The organism is Georgenia sp. EYE_87, from assembly GCF_023148685.1.
Lineage (GTDB): Bacteria > Actinomycetota > Actinomycetes > Actinomycetales > Actinomycetaceae > Georgenia.
On record NZ_JAHXNL010000008.1, the window covers coordinates 81,396 to 95,967 of the forward strand.

At 71.4% G+C, this 14,572-nt stretch carries 14 protein-coding genes; 3 read left to right on the forward strand and 11 right to left on the reverse strand.

Going from position 1 to position 14,572, the window contains the following annotated elements; all coding sequences use genetic code 11:
* Nucleotides 1-27 precede the first annotated feature (27 nt).
* Complete coding sequence (locus KZX45_RS12760; protein WP_248258126.1) at nt 28-798, forward strand: DUF554 domain-containing protein; 771 nt, start codon at nt 28-30, stop codon at nt 796-798.
* Here the strand turns inward: KZX45_RS12760 and KZX45_RS12765 are convergent.
* The 11 genes from KZX45_RS12765 to KZX45_RS12815 form a co-directional block, all read right to left on the reverse strand.
* Nucleotides 770-1,438, reverse strand: coding sequence for a methyltransferase domain-containing protein (locus KZX45_RS12765; RefSeq protein ID WP_248258127.1), 669 nt, complete (start codon nt 1,436-1,438; stop codon nt 770-772). The genes KZX45_RS12760 and KZX45_RS12765 overlap by 29 nt on opposite strands.
* A 29-nt stretch (nt 1,439-1,467) precedes the next feature.
* Complete coding sequence (locus KZX45_RS12770; RefSeq protein WP_248258128.1) at nt 1,468-2,055, reverse strand: TetR/AcrR family transcriptional regulator; 588 nt, start codon at nt 2,053-2,055, stop codon at nt 1,468-1,470.
* Nucleotides 2,052-2,429, reverse strand: a complete 378-nt coding sequence (locus tag KZX45_RS12775; protein ID WP_248258129.1) for a hypothetical protein — start codon at nt 2,427-2,429, stop codon at nt 2,052-2,054. The genes KZX45_RS12770 and KZX45_RS12775 overlap by 4 nt, the downstream gene beginning before the upstream one ends.
* Nucleotides 2,426-3,358, reverse strand: a complete 933-nt coding sequence (gene argB, locus KZX45_RS12780) for an acetylglutamate kinase (protein ID WP_248258130.1) — start codon at nt 3,356-3,358, stop codon at nt 2,426-2,428. Before argB ends, KZX45_RS12775 begins: the two co-directional genes overlap by 4 nt.
* Nucleotides 3,359-3,370: 12 nt before the next feature.
* Complete coding sequence (locus KZX45_RS12785) at nt 3,371-5,023, reverse strand: cytosine permease (RefSeq protein WP_248258131.1); 1,653 nt, start codon at nt 5,021-5,023, stop codon at nt 3,371-3,373.
* Nucleotides 5,024-5,028: 5 nt separating this feature from the next.
* Nucleotides 5,029-5,808 (reverse strand): creatininase, encoded by a 780-nt coding sequence (locus KZX45_RS12790; protein ID WP_248258132.1) that lies wholly within the window; start codon nt 5,806-5,808, stop codon nt 5,029-5,031.
* Nucleotides 5,808-6,839 carry a DMT family transporter gene (locus tag KZX45_RS12795; protein WP_248258133.1) on the reverse strand — a complete coding sequence of 344 codons (1,032 nt, stop codon included), beginning with the start codon at nt 6,837-6,839 and terminating at the stop codon, nt 5,808-5,810. Before KZX45_RS12795 ends, KZX45_RS12790 begins: the two co-directional genes overlap by 1 nt.
* A gap of 194 nt (nt 6,840-7,033) precedes the next feature.
* The gene (locus KZX45_RS12800; protein WP_248258134.1) at nt 7,034-8,161 is read right to left on the reverse strand and encodes a serine/threonine protein kinase; all 1,128 of its coding nucleotides are present in this window, start codon (nt 8,159-8,161) and stop codon (nt 7,034-7,036) included.
* A gap of 199 nt (nt 8,162-8,360) precedes the next feature.
* Nucleotides 8,361-9,341: a carbamate kinase gene (gene arcC, locus KZX45_RS12805; protein ID WP_248258135.1), complete on the reverse strand. Its 981-nt coding sequence runs from the start codon at nt 9,339-9,341 to the stop codon at nt 8,361-8,363.
* A gap of 3 nt (nt 9,342-9,344) precedes the next feature.
* Nucleotides 9,345-10,346 carry an ornithine carbamoyltransferase gene (argF, locus tag KZX45_RS12810; RefSeq protein ID WP_248258255.1) on the reverse strand — a complete coding sequence of 334 codons (1,002 nt, stop codon included), beginning with the start codon at nt 10,344-10,346 and terminating at the stop codon, nt 9,345-9,347.
* Between the two features lie 65 nt (nt 10,347-10,411).
* Entirely contained in the window at nt 10,412-11,668 is a 1,257-nt protein-coding gene (locus KZX45_RS12815; protein ID WP_248258136.1) for an arginine deiminase, read from the reverse strand.
* Nucleotides 11,669-12,068: 400 nt separating this feature from the next.
* Between KZX45_RS12815 and KZX45_RS12820 the strand changes: the two genes are divergently transcribed.
* Both KZX45_RS12820 and KZX45_RS12825 read left to right on the forward strand, forming a co-directional pair.
* Nucleotides 12,069-13,616, forward strand: a complete 1,548-nt coding sequence (locus KZX45_RS12820) for an MFS transporter (RefSeq protein ID WP_248258137.1) — start codon at nt 12,069-12,071, stop codon at nt 13,614-13,616.
* Nucleotides 13,617-13,735: 119 nt separating this feature from the next.
* The gene (locus tag KZX45_RS12825) at nt 13,736-14,572 is read left to right on the forward strand and encodes a formate/nitrite transporter family protein (protein WP_248258138.1); all 837 of its coding nucleotides are present in this window, start codon (nt 13,736-13,738) and stop codon (nt 14,570-14,572) included.

Consider the following 14,572-nt stretch of genomic DNA (forward strand, 5'->3'; position numbering starts at 1 on the left):
GCGACCGTGAGGACGGAAGGAGAGCGCGTGGACGGCACCGTCCCCGGCCTGGGCACGCTCGTCAACGTGGCGGCGATCGTCGTCGGCTCCGTGCTCGGCATGGCGGTGGGCCACCGCCTGCCGGAACGGGTCCGCGACGTCGTCACCGACTGCCTCGGGCTGGTCACCCTCCTCATCGCGGCGCAGTCCGCCACGAGCGTGGCCGACCCCGCGCTCGCCGGGGCGGTGGGGGCGGGAGCACCCGTGCTCATCGTGCTCGGGGCGCTGCTGATCGGGGGCATCGCCGGCTCCGCGCTCCGCCTCGCCGACCGCCTCGAGGGGCTGGCCGGCCGGGTCCACGCCTGGACCATCCGGCCCGGCACCGTCCGGCTCGAGGCGCGGGAGGTGAGGCAGCGGTTCGTCGACGGCTGGCTCACCGCCACGCTGCTGTTCTGCGTCGGCCCGCTCGCGGTGCTGGGCAGCCTCTCCGACGGGCTGGGCCGCGGCATCGACCAGCTGGCGCTCAAGGCGGTGCTGGACGGCTTCGCCGCGCTGGCGTTCGCCTCCACCTTCGGGGTCGGGGTGCTGCTCTCCGCCGTCTCGGTGGGGGTGGTCCAGGGTGCCCTGACCGTGGTCGGGATGCTGCTCGGCTCGGTGGTCCCGGACGCGCACGTGGCGGCGCTGACGGCGACCGGCGGGCTGATGCTCGTGGGGATCGGTCTGCGGCTGCTGCGGGTGCGCGAGGTCCCGGTGGCCGACATGCTGCCCGCCCTGCTGGTGGCCCCGGTCCTCACGCAGGTCGTGGTGCTGCTGCGCTGACCGGGGTCGCGGCGGTGAGGCACCAGATCGCGCCGTTCTCGCTCCCGGCCGGCTCGAGGCCGTGGGCGCGCAGGACGGCGAGGATCTCCGCCGGCGGGCGGACGAACGCCCGGTAGGGCCGGCCCAGGAGCGCGGTGACGCCGTTCTCGACCGCCATGAGCCCGCGCGTGAACGGGTTCGACCGCGGGTAGGTCAGCACGAGCAGCCGCCGGGCGCGCCCGGCGGCGGCGCCGAGGAGCCCGGAAAGGTCGGGGTAGCAGCACACGACGCGGTTGAGCACGACGACGTCCGCCGGCTCCACCGCGGCCGGGTCTGCGGCGAGATCGAGCAGCCGGCGCCGCACGCGACCGGTCATCCCCGCCTCGGCGAGCAGCTCGGCGGCGTCGCGCTCGTACGTCCCCACCAGCTCGAGGTTGGTGGCGGTCGCGGCACCGCGGCGCAGCAGCTCGAGGTGCAGCTCCCCCACACCGCCGCCGATCTCCAGGACGGTGGCGCCCTCGATGCCGTGGTCGACGCAGCGCCGGACGACCTTGGCCGTGAGCCGGTCCAGGCCCCGCCGCCGGTACCGCCGCGCCAGCCGGCGGGCGAACCTCGGGGTGAAGGTCGCCTCGTAGCCGCGCGGGTCGCAGCACCCCGTCATGCGACCAGTATGGGCCGCCGGGCGGCGCGCTACAGCACGTGGTGGAGGAGCCGCTCCGCCGTCCTGCGCACGTCCCGCCCCTCGCTCAGGGCCGTGACCGCGGCCCCGTCGACGACGGCGATGACGAGCTCGGGCGGGCAGTCGATCTCCAGCCGCCGCAGCACCCGGGCGACCGCGCCGTTGAGCCGGTCGCGGCCGGTGCGGTAGGCCGACGTCACCGGCGCGGCGCCGGCCGACGCGATCAGCTGCAGGTAGTGGCCGAGCAGCGCGTCCCCCTCCGGCAGGCAGGCGCGCAGGATCAGCGCGGTGATCTCGTCCCGGTCCGTCGGCGGCGGCTCCCCCTCGACCGCCTCCGCCACGGCCTCGGCGCGCGAGGCCCACAGCCCGATGTTGATGCGCCCGGCCTCCCCGAGGAGCTCGTCGAGGCTCTCGAAGTAGTACGTCGTCAGCGACAGCGAGCAGCCGACCCGGCGCGCGACGGTGCGGTGCGAGACGCCGGCCGGCCCCTCCTCGCGCAGGATGGCCGCCGCGGCCTCGGCGATCTCGGCCCGGCGCCGCCCGCCCCGGCCCGTCGTGCTAGGGCGGGCGGCGGACGCGGGGTGGCTCACGGTCGTCATCTCGTCTCCTCCGCGGGGGCGTCCGGCGTCCCCTTCCGTCGTCCGTCCCCCGCCGTGCGGGCGGGGCGGGCGCCCCGGACCTCGGCGACGGCCGCGAGATATCTGGCGACGACCCCGGCCGCGATGGTCGAGCGGGTCCTGGTCAGGACGGTCGCGTCCCCGGCAACGGTAGCGAGGATTGGCGCGATCCGAGCGCGCTCGATGGCCGCCGCGACCGTCGGCGCTCCGCCCGGCGCGGTCGTGAGGAGCACCAGGTCGTCCGCCGCGACGACGTCCCGGACGAGGCCGTGGAGGACACGTCCGAGGGGCGGTTCCCCGGCGTCGACCGGCGCCGCCGCCACCGGGGCCGTCCTCTCCTGCGTCGCGCTGCTCACAGGGCACCGTCCGGGAGCACCATCGTGCCCATGTCGTCGTCCGTGAAGATCTCCAGGAGCATCGAGTGCTCGAGCCGGCCGTCGATGACGTGCGCCTGCGGCACGCCGTCGCGCACCGCGTGCAGGCACGCCTCCATCTTCGGGGCCATCCCGGACTGCAGGCCCGGGAGGATCTCGGCCAGCTCGGACACCGAGACCCGGCGCAGGATCGAGGAGCGGTCGGGCCACCGGGTGTACAGGCCCTCCACGTCGGTGAGCACCACGAGCTTGCGGGCGCCCAGCGCGACGGCGAGGGCCGCGGCGGCGGTGTCGGCGTTGACGTTCAGGACGTGCTCGGGGTCGCCGATGTCCGGCGCGACGGTGGAGATCACCGGGATGCGGTCCGCCGCCAGCAGGTCCTCGACGGCCTGGGGGTTGACGGCGACGACGTCACCGACCATGCCGACGTCGACCTCCTCGCCGTCGACCAGCGCCCGGCGGCGCCGCGCGCGGAAGAGCCCGCCGTCCTCCCCCGAGATCCCGACGGCGTGCGCGACCTGGGCGTTGAGCAGGCCGACGAGGTCGCGCTGCACCTGGCCGGTCAGGACCATGCGGACGACGTCCATGATCTCGGGGGTGGTGACCCGCAGCCCGCCGCGGAACTCCGTGGCGATGCCGAGCCGGTCGAGCATGTGCGAGATCTGCGGGCCGCCGCCGTGGACGACGACGGGCTTGAGGCCCACCCGGTGCAGGAACAGCACGTCCTGGGCGAAGGCCCGCTGCAGCGCGGGGTCGACCATGGCGTGACCGCCGTACTTGATGACCACCCGGCCGCCGGCGAAGCGCTCGAGCCAGGGCAGCGCCTGGATGAGGACCTCGGCCTTCTGGTCCGGGCGCAGGTCCCGCTCCGTGCTGAACGCGGGCGTCCGGTCGATGTGGGCGATGCTCATGGGTGGCACCCTTCAGACGGCTCGGTGGCCGAGGATGAGTTTGCGCGGGCGAGGGGCGGACCCGGGGCGGGGCGACGTCGCCGGACGGGGCGACGTCGCGCTGCCCGCAGGTCCTGAGGTGCTCGCCGACGCGGCGGGACGGTGCGGGGTCGAGGCACGCGACGGCGTCGTCGGGGCGGCCGCCCGAGCGGCTGGGCCGTTCGCCCGCGAGCTCGACGGCCGCAGCGCCGGGTCCTTCCGGGTCAGCAGGTAGTACACGGTGCCCGAGCTGAGCCCGGCGGCGAGCCAGGACAGGTCCAGCCCGTGCAGGGCGGCGGACAGCGGGCCCTGGAGCGCGGGGACCATCCCGTGCATGAACAGCCAGGCGGACAGCAGCCCGGTCCCGAAGGCCGCGAGCGCACGCCAGTCGACGTCCCGCAGCCGCGGCGTCCCCACCGGGTCGAAGTGGTGGCTGAAGTCGGTGGTCCGGCGGTCGAGCACGAAGTAGCGCACGCCGACGATCGCGCCCCAGGTGGCGGTCCAGCCCACGCAGGCGGACAGCCAGGCGTCGAGCGACCTCGCCATGTCCTCGGAGAAGACGAACGCGGTGACCGCGCCCATGGCCGCCACGCCGACCCCGATGTTGATCGCGCGCCGGCCGAGCCTGATGTCGAGGCTCTGGAGGGTCACGGTGAAGGTGTAGATGTTCAGGATGTTGGTCGCGATGGGCCCGTGCAGCACCAGCAGCAGGACGGGGATGGCCATCGCGCCGAAGTTGTCGACGATGAGCTCGCCGGGGTCCACCGACCCGTTCGTGGTGGCGAGCGTGGCGCCCAGGAGGCCGAGCCACAGGACGGGCAGGATCTGGCCCCCCGCGCTGGCCAGGTAGAGCTTCCGGCGCGGCACGGCGTTGCTGACGAAGCGCGAGTAGTCCGAGGCGTACCCCAGCCAGGTCAGGCCCCACCCGACGCCGATGGCGGTCATTACGCCCGACATCGCGACGATCCGCTCCCAGCCGGTCAGCGCGCCGCTGGGCGGGCCCGCGTAGGACCAGTCGATGTCCATGAAGAACCAGGCGGCGATCGACATCGCGACGAGGATGGCGATCGTCGGCGGGACGGTCCACCTCTCGAACGTGGAGATCGCCCGGTAGCCGAACAGGGCGATGGCCACCTGCAGGCACATCACGGCCGCGGCCACGGCGAACTTCCAGCCGTAGTTGGTCAGGCTCGGGTCGACCAGGCCGATCTTCCCGAACAGCGCCATGACCAGGTCCAGGACGATCCACGTGTTGACGGCGCACCAGCCGATGACCACCGTGCACTGGATCAGCGCCGGCAGGTAGTTCCCGCGGCGGCCGAAGACGCCCCGGCCCAGGACCATGCCGGTGACGCCGCTGCGCTGACCGAGGAGAACGAAGAAGCCGAAGACCACCATGCCCAGGACGTTGCCGACGGCGAGGACGCCGAAGGTGTCCCAGAGCCCGAGACCCATGTTGATGCCCAGGGCACCGAGGACCCAGTTGATGGGGGCGATGTTCGCGCCGGCCCAGATCCAGAACTGGCCGCCGACCTTCGTGGTGCGCCGCTCGTCCGGGATGGGCTGCAGCGTCTCCTCCACGTCGCCACGTACGTCGCCCACCTCGGCCGGACCGGCCGAGGGGGCGCCATGCGCGTGTCGGAGCATGGTTCTCACATCCCGAACTCGTGCCGCACGGCGGCGACCATCCCGGCGGACGCGCGGTCGAGCAGGATCCGACCCTTCTCCGCGGTGGCGTCGGCGCCGGAGGAGAGGCAGCCGGACGACGGCGTGACCTCGGGGATTGCGGGCAGGACGTCGTAGGTGGGCAGCACGGCGGGCGGGATGTCGGCGACCCGGCTCATGTCCACCCTGTCGGGGTGGAGCAGGAGCATGAGGGAGGTCTCCAGGACACCCCCGTGCTCGAGGTCCCAGCCGGGGAAGCCGTCCGGGTAGAGCGTGGCGATGGTGTCGTCGTCGACGAAGTCCCAGTAGGACAGCAGCATCACCTTGATGTCCCGCACGCCCTCGAGGTGCAGCTCGCGCACCGCGAGGTCCACCCCCTCGTAGAGGAACTGGTAATTCTCGTAGTGACCGTTGACGAAGGCCACCTTCCGCACGCCGTGGCGGGCGAGCTCGAGCACCAGGCGCTTCGCGATGGAGATGACCGTCTCGGCGTCCATGCTCGTGGTGCCGGTCAGGTGGTTTCCCCCGCCGGAGCGCTGCTGGGACTTGTAGCCGTAGACGACCGGTGCGGCCACGAGCGACGCTGTCTGCCCGGCGACCGCGCCCGCCATCGCACGCGAGAGCAGGACGTCGACGTTCATGGGCATGTGCGGCCCGTGCTGCTCGATGGAACCGACCGGGATGAGCACCGGCGCGCCCTGCGCGACCCGCTCGCGGTAGGTGAAGGCGTCGAGCTCCTCCATGTAGACGGTGTCGCGCTCGGTCATCACAGCTCAGCTCCCACGTTCTCCTTGACGGCGCGCCCACCGACCGGCACGCCCTTCCTGCGCCTGCTGCGCCGCCCGCCGGCGGTGCCGCCCTGGGTGAAGGCCTCGACGGCGTCGGGGCTCTTTCTCGTCGAGATGAGGATCTGGCTCACGCCGCCGGCGATGATGAGCAGGCCGCCCAGCCCCTGCCAGAGCGTCATCGCCTCCGAGAAGAGGATCCAGCCCAGGATGGAGGCCATGATGGTCTCCTGGTAGGCGATCGTGGCGAGCTCGCCGGCGAAGAGGATCTTGGTCGCCAGCGTCATGAAGTAGAACGCGCCGAAGCCGGTGATGGTGGCGGCGATCGCGAGCACGACCCAGCCGCGCGTCGTCATCTCCGACAGGTCGGGGCGGCTGAAGATCAGGATGATGCCGATCGTGATCGTGGCGAACGTGAAGTTGAACCAGGACCGCGTGTTGGAGTCCACGTCGGTGCGGTAGCGGCTGACGAAGAGGTAGAGACCGTACGCGACGCCGGAGCCGAGGGCGATGAGGTTGCCCGTCATGTACTGCGGGTCGAGCGAGAGGGTCATGCCGAGCCCGCCGCCGGGGCTGTAGGTGATGATGCCGATGATGATCAGCATGCCGAGGATCACTGCGCCGAGCGAGCCGAACATCGACTTCTTGAAGGGCTCCTTCAGGAAGATCGACGCCAGCACGGTGGAGTACACGGGACCTGTGTAGATCAGGAACGACGCGTTGGCCAGGGTCGTCATCTGCGTGGAGATGACGTACAGCGCGGACAGCAGGCCCAGGAAGACGCCGGAGAACACGATCCCGGGGGTGATCCGGGTGTTCCTCACGTGGACGAAGCGTCGGCCGATCATGAAGATCAGCGTCATCCCGATGAACCCGGCCGCGTTGCGACAGAACGAGATGAACTCGCCCGGGGCCTCGATGTAGCGGGCGAACGCACCGATGCCGCCCATGAGCGACGATGACAGGAACATGAAGCCGAAGCCGCGAAGCTTGAGCTTTCTTGCGGGATCCATCGGGACTCCTTCGGGAATCACGAGACAGAGCTGAGGGTACGTACCGCGGGGCCGTGGGCCCTGGTGCGGGGCCGGTGGGCCCCTTCTGCAGGGCCCTCTGGCCCTCGGGTCGGGGCCTGCCGCGCCCCGCGGTACGTGGGTGTGGTGCTGGTCGGGGCCGGGCGGCCGATCCCGCCCGACCCCGACCAGAGCTGTCAGACGAGGGTGGGGTCCTCGACCTGGTTCGGGAAGTAGTCCTCCATCGAGCCCTCGCGGTAGACGTCCGCGGTGGCGCAGTGCAGACCGCCGCCGAAGGCGTACGCGTCGCGGAACGGCACCGGGATGACGTTCATCCCGAGCTTGTCCATCTGCTCCGCCTGGTAGACCTCGGACTCCTCGACGATGACCGTCTTGTGGTCCAGGACCAGGCAGTTCATCGACAGCCACACCGAGGAGTAGCACAGCGGCGGCGGGTCGTCGTGGGCCGGCTTGGCGGCCTCGACGATCTGCCAGTCGTTGGCCTCGAAGATCGCCCGCTGCTCCACCGGGAGAGGGCGGTGGGGGTTGTTGATGATCAGGCCCGGGCGCAGCGGGACGAAGGTCGCGTCGATGTGGATCGGGTAGGGGTCACCGGGGAAGTTGACCGAGTGGACCCGCATGTCCGGGTAGTACCGCTTGAACCACTCCATGGCCTTGCGGTTGGTGGTCAGGCCGTGCTGGATGAACAGGTCCTTGCCCACGCGCATCACGTCGGCCGCGTCCCACATGGGCTCGACCTCGGTGGTGACGAAGTCCTTGTTGGCGGTGCGCTCGAGGCGCTCCTCCAGCGAGATCTTCTCGTCGTAGTAGTTGTGCTTGTAGGACTTGTCCGTCAGGCGCGGGCGGGGCGCCTGCGACCATTTGAACTCCGGGTCGTTCTCGAAGTACTCGTTCATCAGCGGCCAGTACGCCAGGTACTCGAAGTACCGGCACCGGAACGAGTTCGCCGAGGCCATGATCTCGTTGCCGATGGTGAGCAGGATGTCGCGGGGCGGCATCTGGGTCATCCCGGACTCGGTGCGGAAGTCAGGCGTCTTGATCTCCTGGTTCCACTGCAGCGGGGTGGGCCGGTCGACCTTGACGCCGTGCTTCTCGAGCACCTTGACGTAGTTGTCGAGCTGCGCGTTGGCCTTCTCCACGGTCTCCGTGGGGCGGGGGCCCCACATGCCGCGCATCTCCGAGTCGACCGGGACCTTCTCCGAGGTGGCCGGCTCCTCCGGGGGGATGACGCTCATGTCGGCGCGGCCCACGATCGCGTGCTTCAGCGGGTCGAAGTCGTTCCACGAGTTGACGATCTTTGGCATCTCAGAACTCACTCCTCATTCGCGGTGCGCGGGGTCGCGCACCTTCTTCTGTGTCTGGTGCGTGTGTCGCACCTCCCCGCCCCCTTCGGGCGGGTCCGTCTGTCCGCCACGGGGTCGCGGCGGGGTCCTGCTGGGCAGTTATGGCTGGTGCGTCGGTGACATCACCTCGGTCCGGCGCGGTCGGTGGCCGGCGGGGCGCTCATGCCCGGCGCACCCTGGTCTCGGGCGGCTGGGGCACGGGCGGGCGGATGTCGTCCGGCCCGCCGTAGTTGCCGCCCGGGGTGATGACGGTGCCCGCGGTGCCGGCGATGATCGCCATCGCGTCCTCCAGGCGGCCGATGGCGGCCATGTCCCCGGTGAGCTCGACGAACCGGCAGGCGGCGTCGACCTTCGGGCCCATGGAGCCGGCGGCGAAACCCAGGTCGCGCATCGCGCCGGGCGTGGACCGGTGGATCTCGCGCTGGGTCGGCGTGCCGTAGTCGGCCATGACGGCGGGGACGTCGGTGAGGATCATCAGCGCGTCGGCCTCGAGCGCCTCCGCCAGGACGGCGGCGGTGAGGTCCTTGTCGACGACGGCCTCGACGCCCTGGAGCTTGCCGAACTCGTTGCGGATGACCGGCACGCCTCCACCGCCGGCACAGACGACGACGGCGCCCGCGGACAGCATGGTGCGGATCAGCCGCGTCTCGATGACGCGCTGGGGGCGGGGCGAGCCGACGACGCGGCGGTAGTACTCGCCGTCGGCCTTCATGACCCAGCCGCGCTCGGCGGCGAAGGCGTCGGCCTCCTCCTTGGAGTAGACCTGGCCGACGAACTTGGTGGGGTTCTTGAAGGCCGGGTCGCCGGCGAGGACGAGGGTCTGGTTGACGATGCTGGCCACGTGCCGCCCGGGCAGGTTGTTCTGCAGGGCCTGCAGCAGCCAGTACCCGATCATCCCCTGCGTCTGCGCGCCGAGAGTGTCGAAGGGGTACGGCTCGCTGAGGTTGGGGTCGTTGGCGGACTCCAGGGCGAGGACACCGACCTGCGGGCCGTTGCCGTGGGTGATGACGAGCTCGTGCTCCTCCGCCAGGGGCGCCAGGGCGCGGACGGCGGTCTCGACGTTGTCGATCTGGACGGCGGCGTCGGGACGCTCGCCCCGCTTGAGGAGGGCGTTGCCGCCGAGGGCTACGACGATGCGCACGGCTCAGCGCCCCAGTGTGGCGACCATGACCGCCTTGATCGTGTGCATGCGGTTCTCGGCCTGGTCGAAGACCACGGACGCCTCGGACTCGAAGACCTCGTCGGTGACCTCGAGGGCGTCCATGCCAGTCTTCTGGTAGATGTCCTCCCCCACCTTGGTGCCGCGGTCGTGGAACGCGGGCAGGCAGTGGAGGAACTTCACGTCCGGGTTCGCGGTGGCGGCCATGAGCTCGGCGTTGACCTGGTAGTCCTTCAGCAGGGCGATCCGCTCGTCCCAGACCTCCTTGGGCTCGCCCATGGAGACCCACACGTCGGTGTAGACGAAGTCCACGCCCCTCACGCCCGCGGTGACGTCGTCCGTGACGGTGATCCGGGCACCGGTGGCGGCCGCGATCTGGCGCGCCTGCTCGACGATCTCGGGGGCGTTCTGCAGCGCCGCGGGGGCGACCATGCGCACGTCCATGCCGAGCATGGCGCCGGAGATCAGCAGGGAGTTGCCCACGTTGTTGCGGGCGTCGCCGAGGTAGGCGAAGGCGATGTCGCCGTCGGCCTTGCCGGAGTGCTCGCGCATGGTGAGCTGGTCGGCGAGCATCTGGGTGGGGTGCCACTCGTCCGTCAGGCCGTTCCACACCGGCACGCCGGACTGCGCCGCGAGGACCTCCACGGCCTCCTGGCTCTTGCCGCGGTACTCGATGCCGTCGTAGAAGCGGCCGAGCACGCGGGCGGTGTCCGCCACCGACTCCTTGTGGCCCATCTGCGAGCCGCTCGGGTCGAGGTAGGTCACGTGGGCGCCCTGGTCGAAGGCTGCGACCTCGAACGAGCACCGGGTACGGGTGGAGGTCTTCTCGAAGATCAGGGCGATGTTCTTGCCGGCCAGGCGCGGGATCTCGGAGCCGGACCGCTTCTCCGCCTTCAGCGCGGCGGAGAGGTCGAGCAGCGAGCGCCACTCGTCCGGGGTGAAGTCGAGCTCCTTGAGGAAGCTGCGCCCGTGGAGGGGGTGGGGCATGCGGGTCGGCGCGCTGGCCGTCGTGCGGGTGGGGTTGGCGATCCCCGGGTGTACCTGCGACATTTTCAGATTTCCTCTCGGATGGTGGGGCAGCTCATGCACCGCGGACCTCCGCGTCCGCGGCCGAGCTCGGTCCCGGGGACCTCCAGCACCTCGATGCCGTTGGCCCGCAGGTAGGCGTTGGTCGCGACGTTCCGCTCGTAACCGACGACGACGCCGGGGGCGACCGCGAGCGTGTTGCAGGCGTCGTCCCACTGCTCGCGCTCGGCGGCGTGGGAGTCCTGCGGGGTGGTGAGGATCCGGATGTCCGCCAGGTCGAGCGCGCCGGCGATGACCCGGTGCATGTCCTCCGCCGGGTGGCGGGTGACGCTCAGCTCCTTGGGGGTGCGTCCGGGACGGATGGACAGGGAGGGCAGCATGCCCAGCCCCGCGTACTTGGTGAAGGACTCCTGGTCGACCATCGTCATGACGGTGTCGAGGTGCATGAACGCGCGCGCCTTCGGCATCTCCAGGGCGATGACGTGGTCGGCGGACCCCTCGGCGAACAGGCGGCCGGCGAGGCGCTCGACCCCCTGCGGCGAGGTGCGCTCGCTCAGCCCGACGAGGACGGCGCCGTTGCCGATGACGAGGACGTCCCCGCCCTCGACGGTCGCGGCCCCCTCGTCCGAGCCCGTGGACCACACGTGCTGGCCGCCGTCGGCGAATCGCGGGTGCCAGCGGTAGATGGCCTCGTAGTTGACCGTCTCGCGCATCCGGGCGACCTTGCGCATCGAGTTGATGGCCACGCCGTCGTAGACCCAGCAGGAGGTGTCGCGGGTGAAGAGGTGGTTCGGCAGGGGCGCGAGGACGAAGTCGTCGGCGCCCATCGTGCCGAGGGCCACGGAGCTGGGCTCGACGATCTGCTCGAGCAGCTCGCCCTTGGTGATGCCGGCTATCAGGACGCTGGCGAGCGCGGCGCCGTCGAGGTTGTCGGCGTGGTTGCGCAGGGCGTCGATGGCGCCGAGGCCGAAGATCCGCTCGTCCAGGACGTGGTCCAGGACGTGCCGGCGGGCACTGAGGTTCTCGAGCGTCTCGGCGAGGAGCTCCTCGAGGTAGAGGACCTCGATGTCCCGGTCGCGCAGCACCTGGGCGAACCGGTCGTGCTCCCACTGCGCCTGGCTGACCCACAGCACGTCGTCGAACAGGAGGTCGTCCTTGTTGGACGGCGTCAGCCGCATCATCTCCCGGCCGGGGCGGTGGAGGATCACCTGCCTCAGCGGGCCGACCTCCGAGCCGACCCGGTAGGTCGTGCCACTAGCCGTGGCCGCTACGTTCAACGTCATCGTCACTTGCCCTTCGTCTCGTCGTCGAGGACCGATGAGATGAGCAAACACCTTCCTGCACGCCCGTTCAGGGGACCTTGTACCTAAGGTCACAAAATTGGCCTGGCGAATGCGGTTCGAGCCTGCACGTGCGTTCAGGTCTTACGGACGGAAGGCGGCTTCGTTGCGTTCGCCGGCGCGCGAGCGCGGCATTTGGGCCACGAACGCTGCCCCCGAGCCACGAGCGCGGCACCTGACTGGCCAGCGCTGCGCGACACGCGAGCACGGTGGGCGAGAGGCGAGCGGGGCAGGCGTGTGCCGCGGAGCAGAACGGGGTGCGGCGCGGAGATTCGCGTCTCATCTGCCACCGGCGGGCGTCAGGGCGATGGCTTATTGGCCCGCCGTGGCATACAACTCGTCTGTGAGCGACGATCCCGATCTCATCCGCGTCGAGGGCACCGACAGGGTCTTCCGGCGCAGCCGTGTCCTCGTCGTCCTGCTCATCCCCATCGCGATGGCGCTCGTCGCCGTCTCCTCGATCAACGTCGCCCTGCCGACGATCTCGCAGACCCTCGACGCCACCGACTCCGACCTGCAGTGGGTGCTCTCCGGGTACGCGCTCACCTTCGGCATCAGCCTGGTGCCCTCGGGGCGCGCGGGGGACGTGCTCGGCCGGGGCCGGTTCTTCGTCCTCGGCCTCCTGGTGTTCTCGCTCGCCTCGCTGGCCTGCGGGCTGGCCCCGAACGCGGAGTTCCTCAACGTCTCGCGGTTCGTCCAGGGCGTCGGGGCGGGCATGTACAACCCCCAGACGATGGGCATGATCCAGCAGTACTGGCACGGCCTGGAGCGGGCCAAGGCCTTCGCCCTCTTCGGCCTGGTCGTCGCCTTCTCCGTGGCCGTCGGCCCGGTGCTGGCCGGCTCCATCATCCAGACGTTCGGCCCCGAGATCGGCTGGCGGGCCACCTTCGTCATCAACTTCCCGTTCGGGCTGCTCGGCTGCTTCCTGGCGCTGCGCTGGTTCCCGTTCGGCAAGGAGCGCGCCCGGCGGGCTGCGAAGCGGGCCGCGAAGCGGGCCGCGAGGACCGCCCGGGCGGACGCGGCGGCGGGCGGCGCCGTCGTCCCCGCCCTGCCGCGCGAGAGGGTGGACCTCGACCCCGTGGGCACGGTGCTCCTCGTTCTCGCCGTGCTCTGCGTGATGCTGCCGTTCATGTCCGGCCGCGGCGGGGCGGCGTGGCTGCTGCTGGCGGCGGGCGCGGTGCTCGTGGCCGCCTGGGTGCTCTGGGAGCGGCGCTACAAGGCGCGCGGGCGGGCGCCGATGGTGGACCTGGCGCTCTTCTCGTTCGCGTCGTTCTCCAACGGCACCGCCGTCGCCGGCACGTTCTTCCTCGGCTCGACGTCGATCTTCGTCGTCGTCGCCCTCTACATGCAGAACGGCCTGGGCGCGAGCGCGCTCGAGACCGGCCTGATCGGGCTGCCCAACGCGATCGTCTCCGCCTTCGCCTCCATGTGGGCCGGGCGCCGGACCATGACCAGCGGCCGCACCATCATCATCGGCGCGCTGGCCCTGGTGATCGCGGGCGTCGGGCTCAGCGTGGGCGTGGCGGTGCTGATCGAGCAGTACGGCATCAGCTTCTGGTGGCTGGCCCTCACGCTCATGCTGTGCGGGCTGGGGCAGGGCGGCCTCGGCGCCGCGAACCAGACGCTCTCCCTCGAGGACGTCCCCACCACCTACGGCGGCACTGCCGGCGGGGTGAAGTCCACCGCCGAGCGCATCGGCACCGCCGTCGGCAACGCGATGATCACCGGCGTCTTCTTCGGCTTCGTGGGCGGCGGCGCCTGGACCACCGGCTTCGCCGCCGCGTACGGGGCGATCGCCCTGTGCCTCCTGGTCGCGCTGCTGGCCGCCGTGCACGACCGCAAGGTCTGCGGGGACGGTCCGCCCGCGCCGCCGCGGCGCGCGGTGCCGTAGCGGCCGCCGCCGCCGCCGGGTGAGCACCCTCACACCGCGTCCCGGACGCCGGTCCCACCGGGCGCAGGCCGGGCGTTCGTAGCGTGGCAGGGTCCCCGCCCCGGCACGGAAGGCCGCCCATGTCCTACGTCGAGCCCTCCGCCGTCGTCGACTCGATGGTCGCCCTCGGGACCAAGAAGGCCCACCTCAGCCGCGGCCAGCTCACGCTGCGCGGCGCGCTCGGCGGGATGTTCCTCGGGGCCGCCACCATGCTGGCGCTGACCGCCTCGACCCAGACCGGGCTCCCCGTCGCCGGGGCGCTCCTCTTCCCGGTCGGCTTCGTCATCGTGCTGCTGCTCGGCTTCGAGATGGTCACCGGCTCCTTCGCGGTCGTCCCGCTCGCCGTCCTCGAGCATCGGGCGGTGCCCGTCGAGATGGCACGGACGTTCTGGTGGGTGATCGTCGGGCACGCCCTCGGCGGGGCCGTCCTCGGCCTGCTGTTCGCGGCCACCGTCAGCGAGATGTGGACGACGCCGGACGCCCCCGTCGCGCAGGCCCTCGTCGACCTCGCCGTGCACAAGACCCTTGACCACCAGCACCTCGGCGCGGCCGGGATCCTGCTGGTGGTGATCAAGGGCGTGCTGTGCAACTGGCTGGTCGGCACGGGCGTGGTCCTGGGGCTGACGTCGACGAGCACCGGCGGGAAGATCCTCGCGATGTGGCTGCCGGTGATGACGTTCTTCGCGCTCGGCCTCGAGCACGGCGTGGTGAACCTGTTCGTGATCCCCGCGGCCATGATGCTCGGGGCGCCGATCGGGTTCGGCGACTGGTGGCTGTGGAACCAGATCCCGGCCCTCGTGGGCAACTTCCTGGGGGCGCTGGTGCTCGTCGCGCTGGGCATGTACGTGGCGCACCGGCGCCCCGCGGGCTCCCCCGCCGCCCGGCCGGTCGAGCCCGCGGTGGGCGAGGCCGCCTGA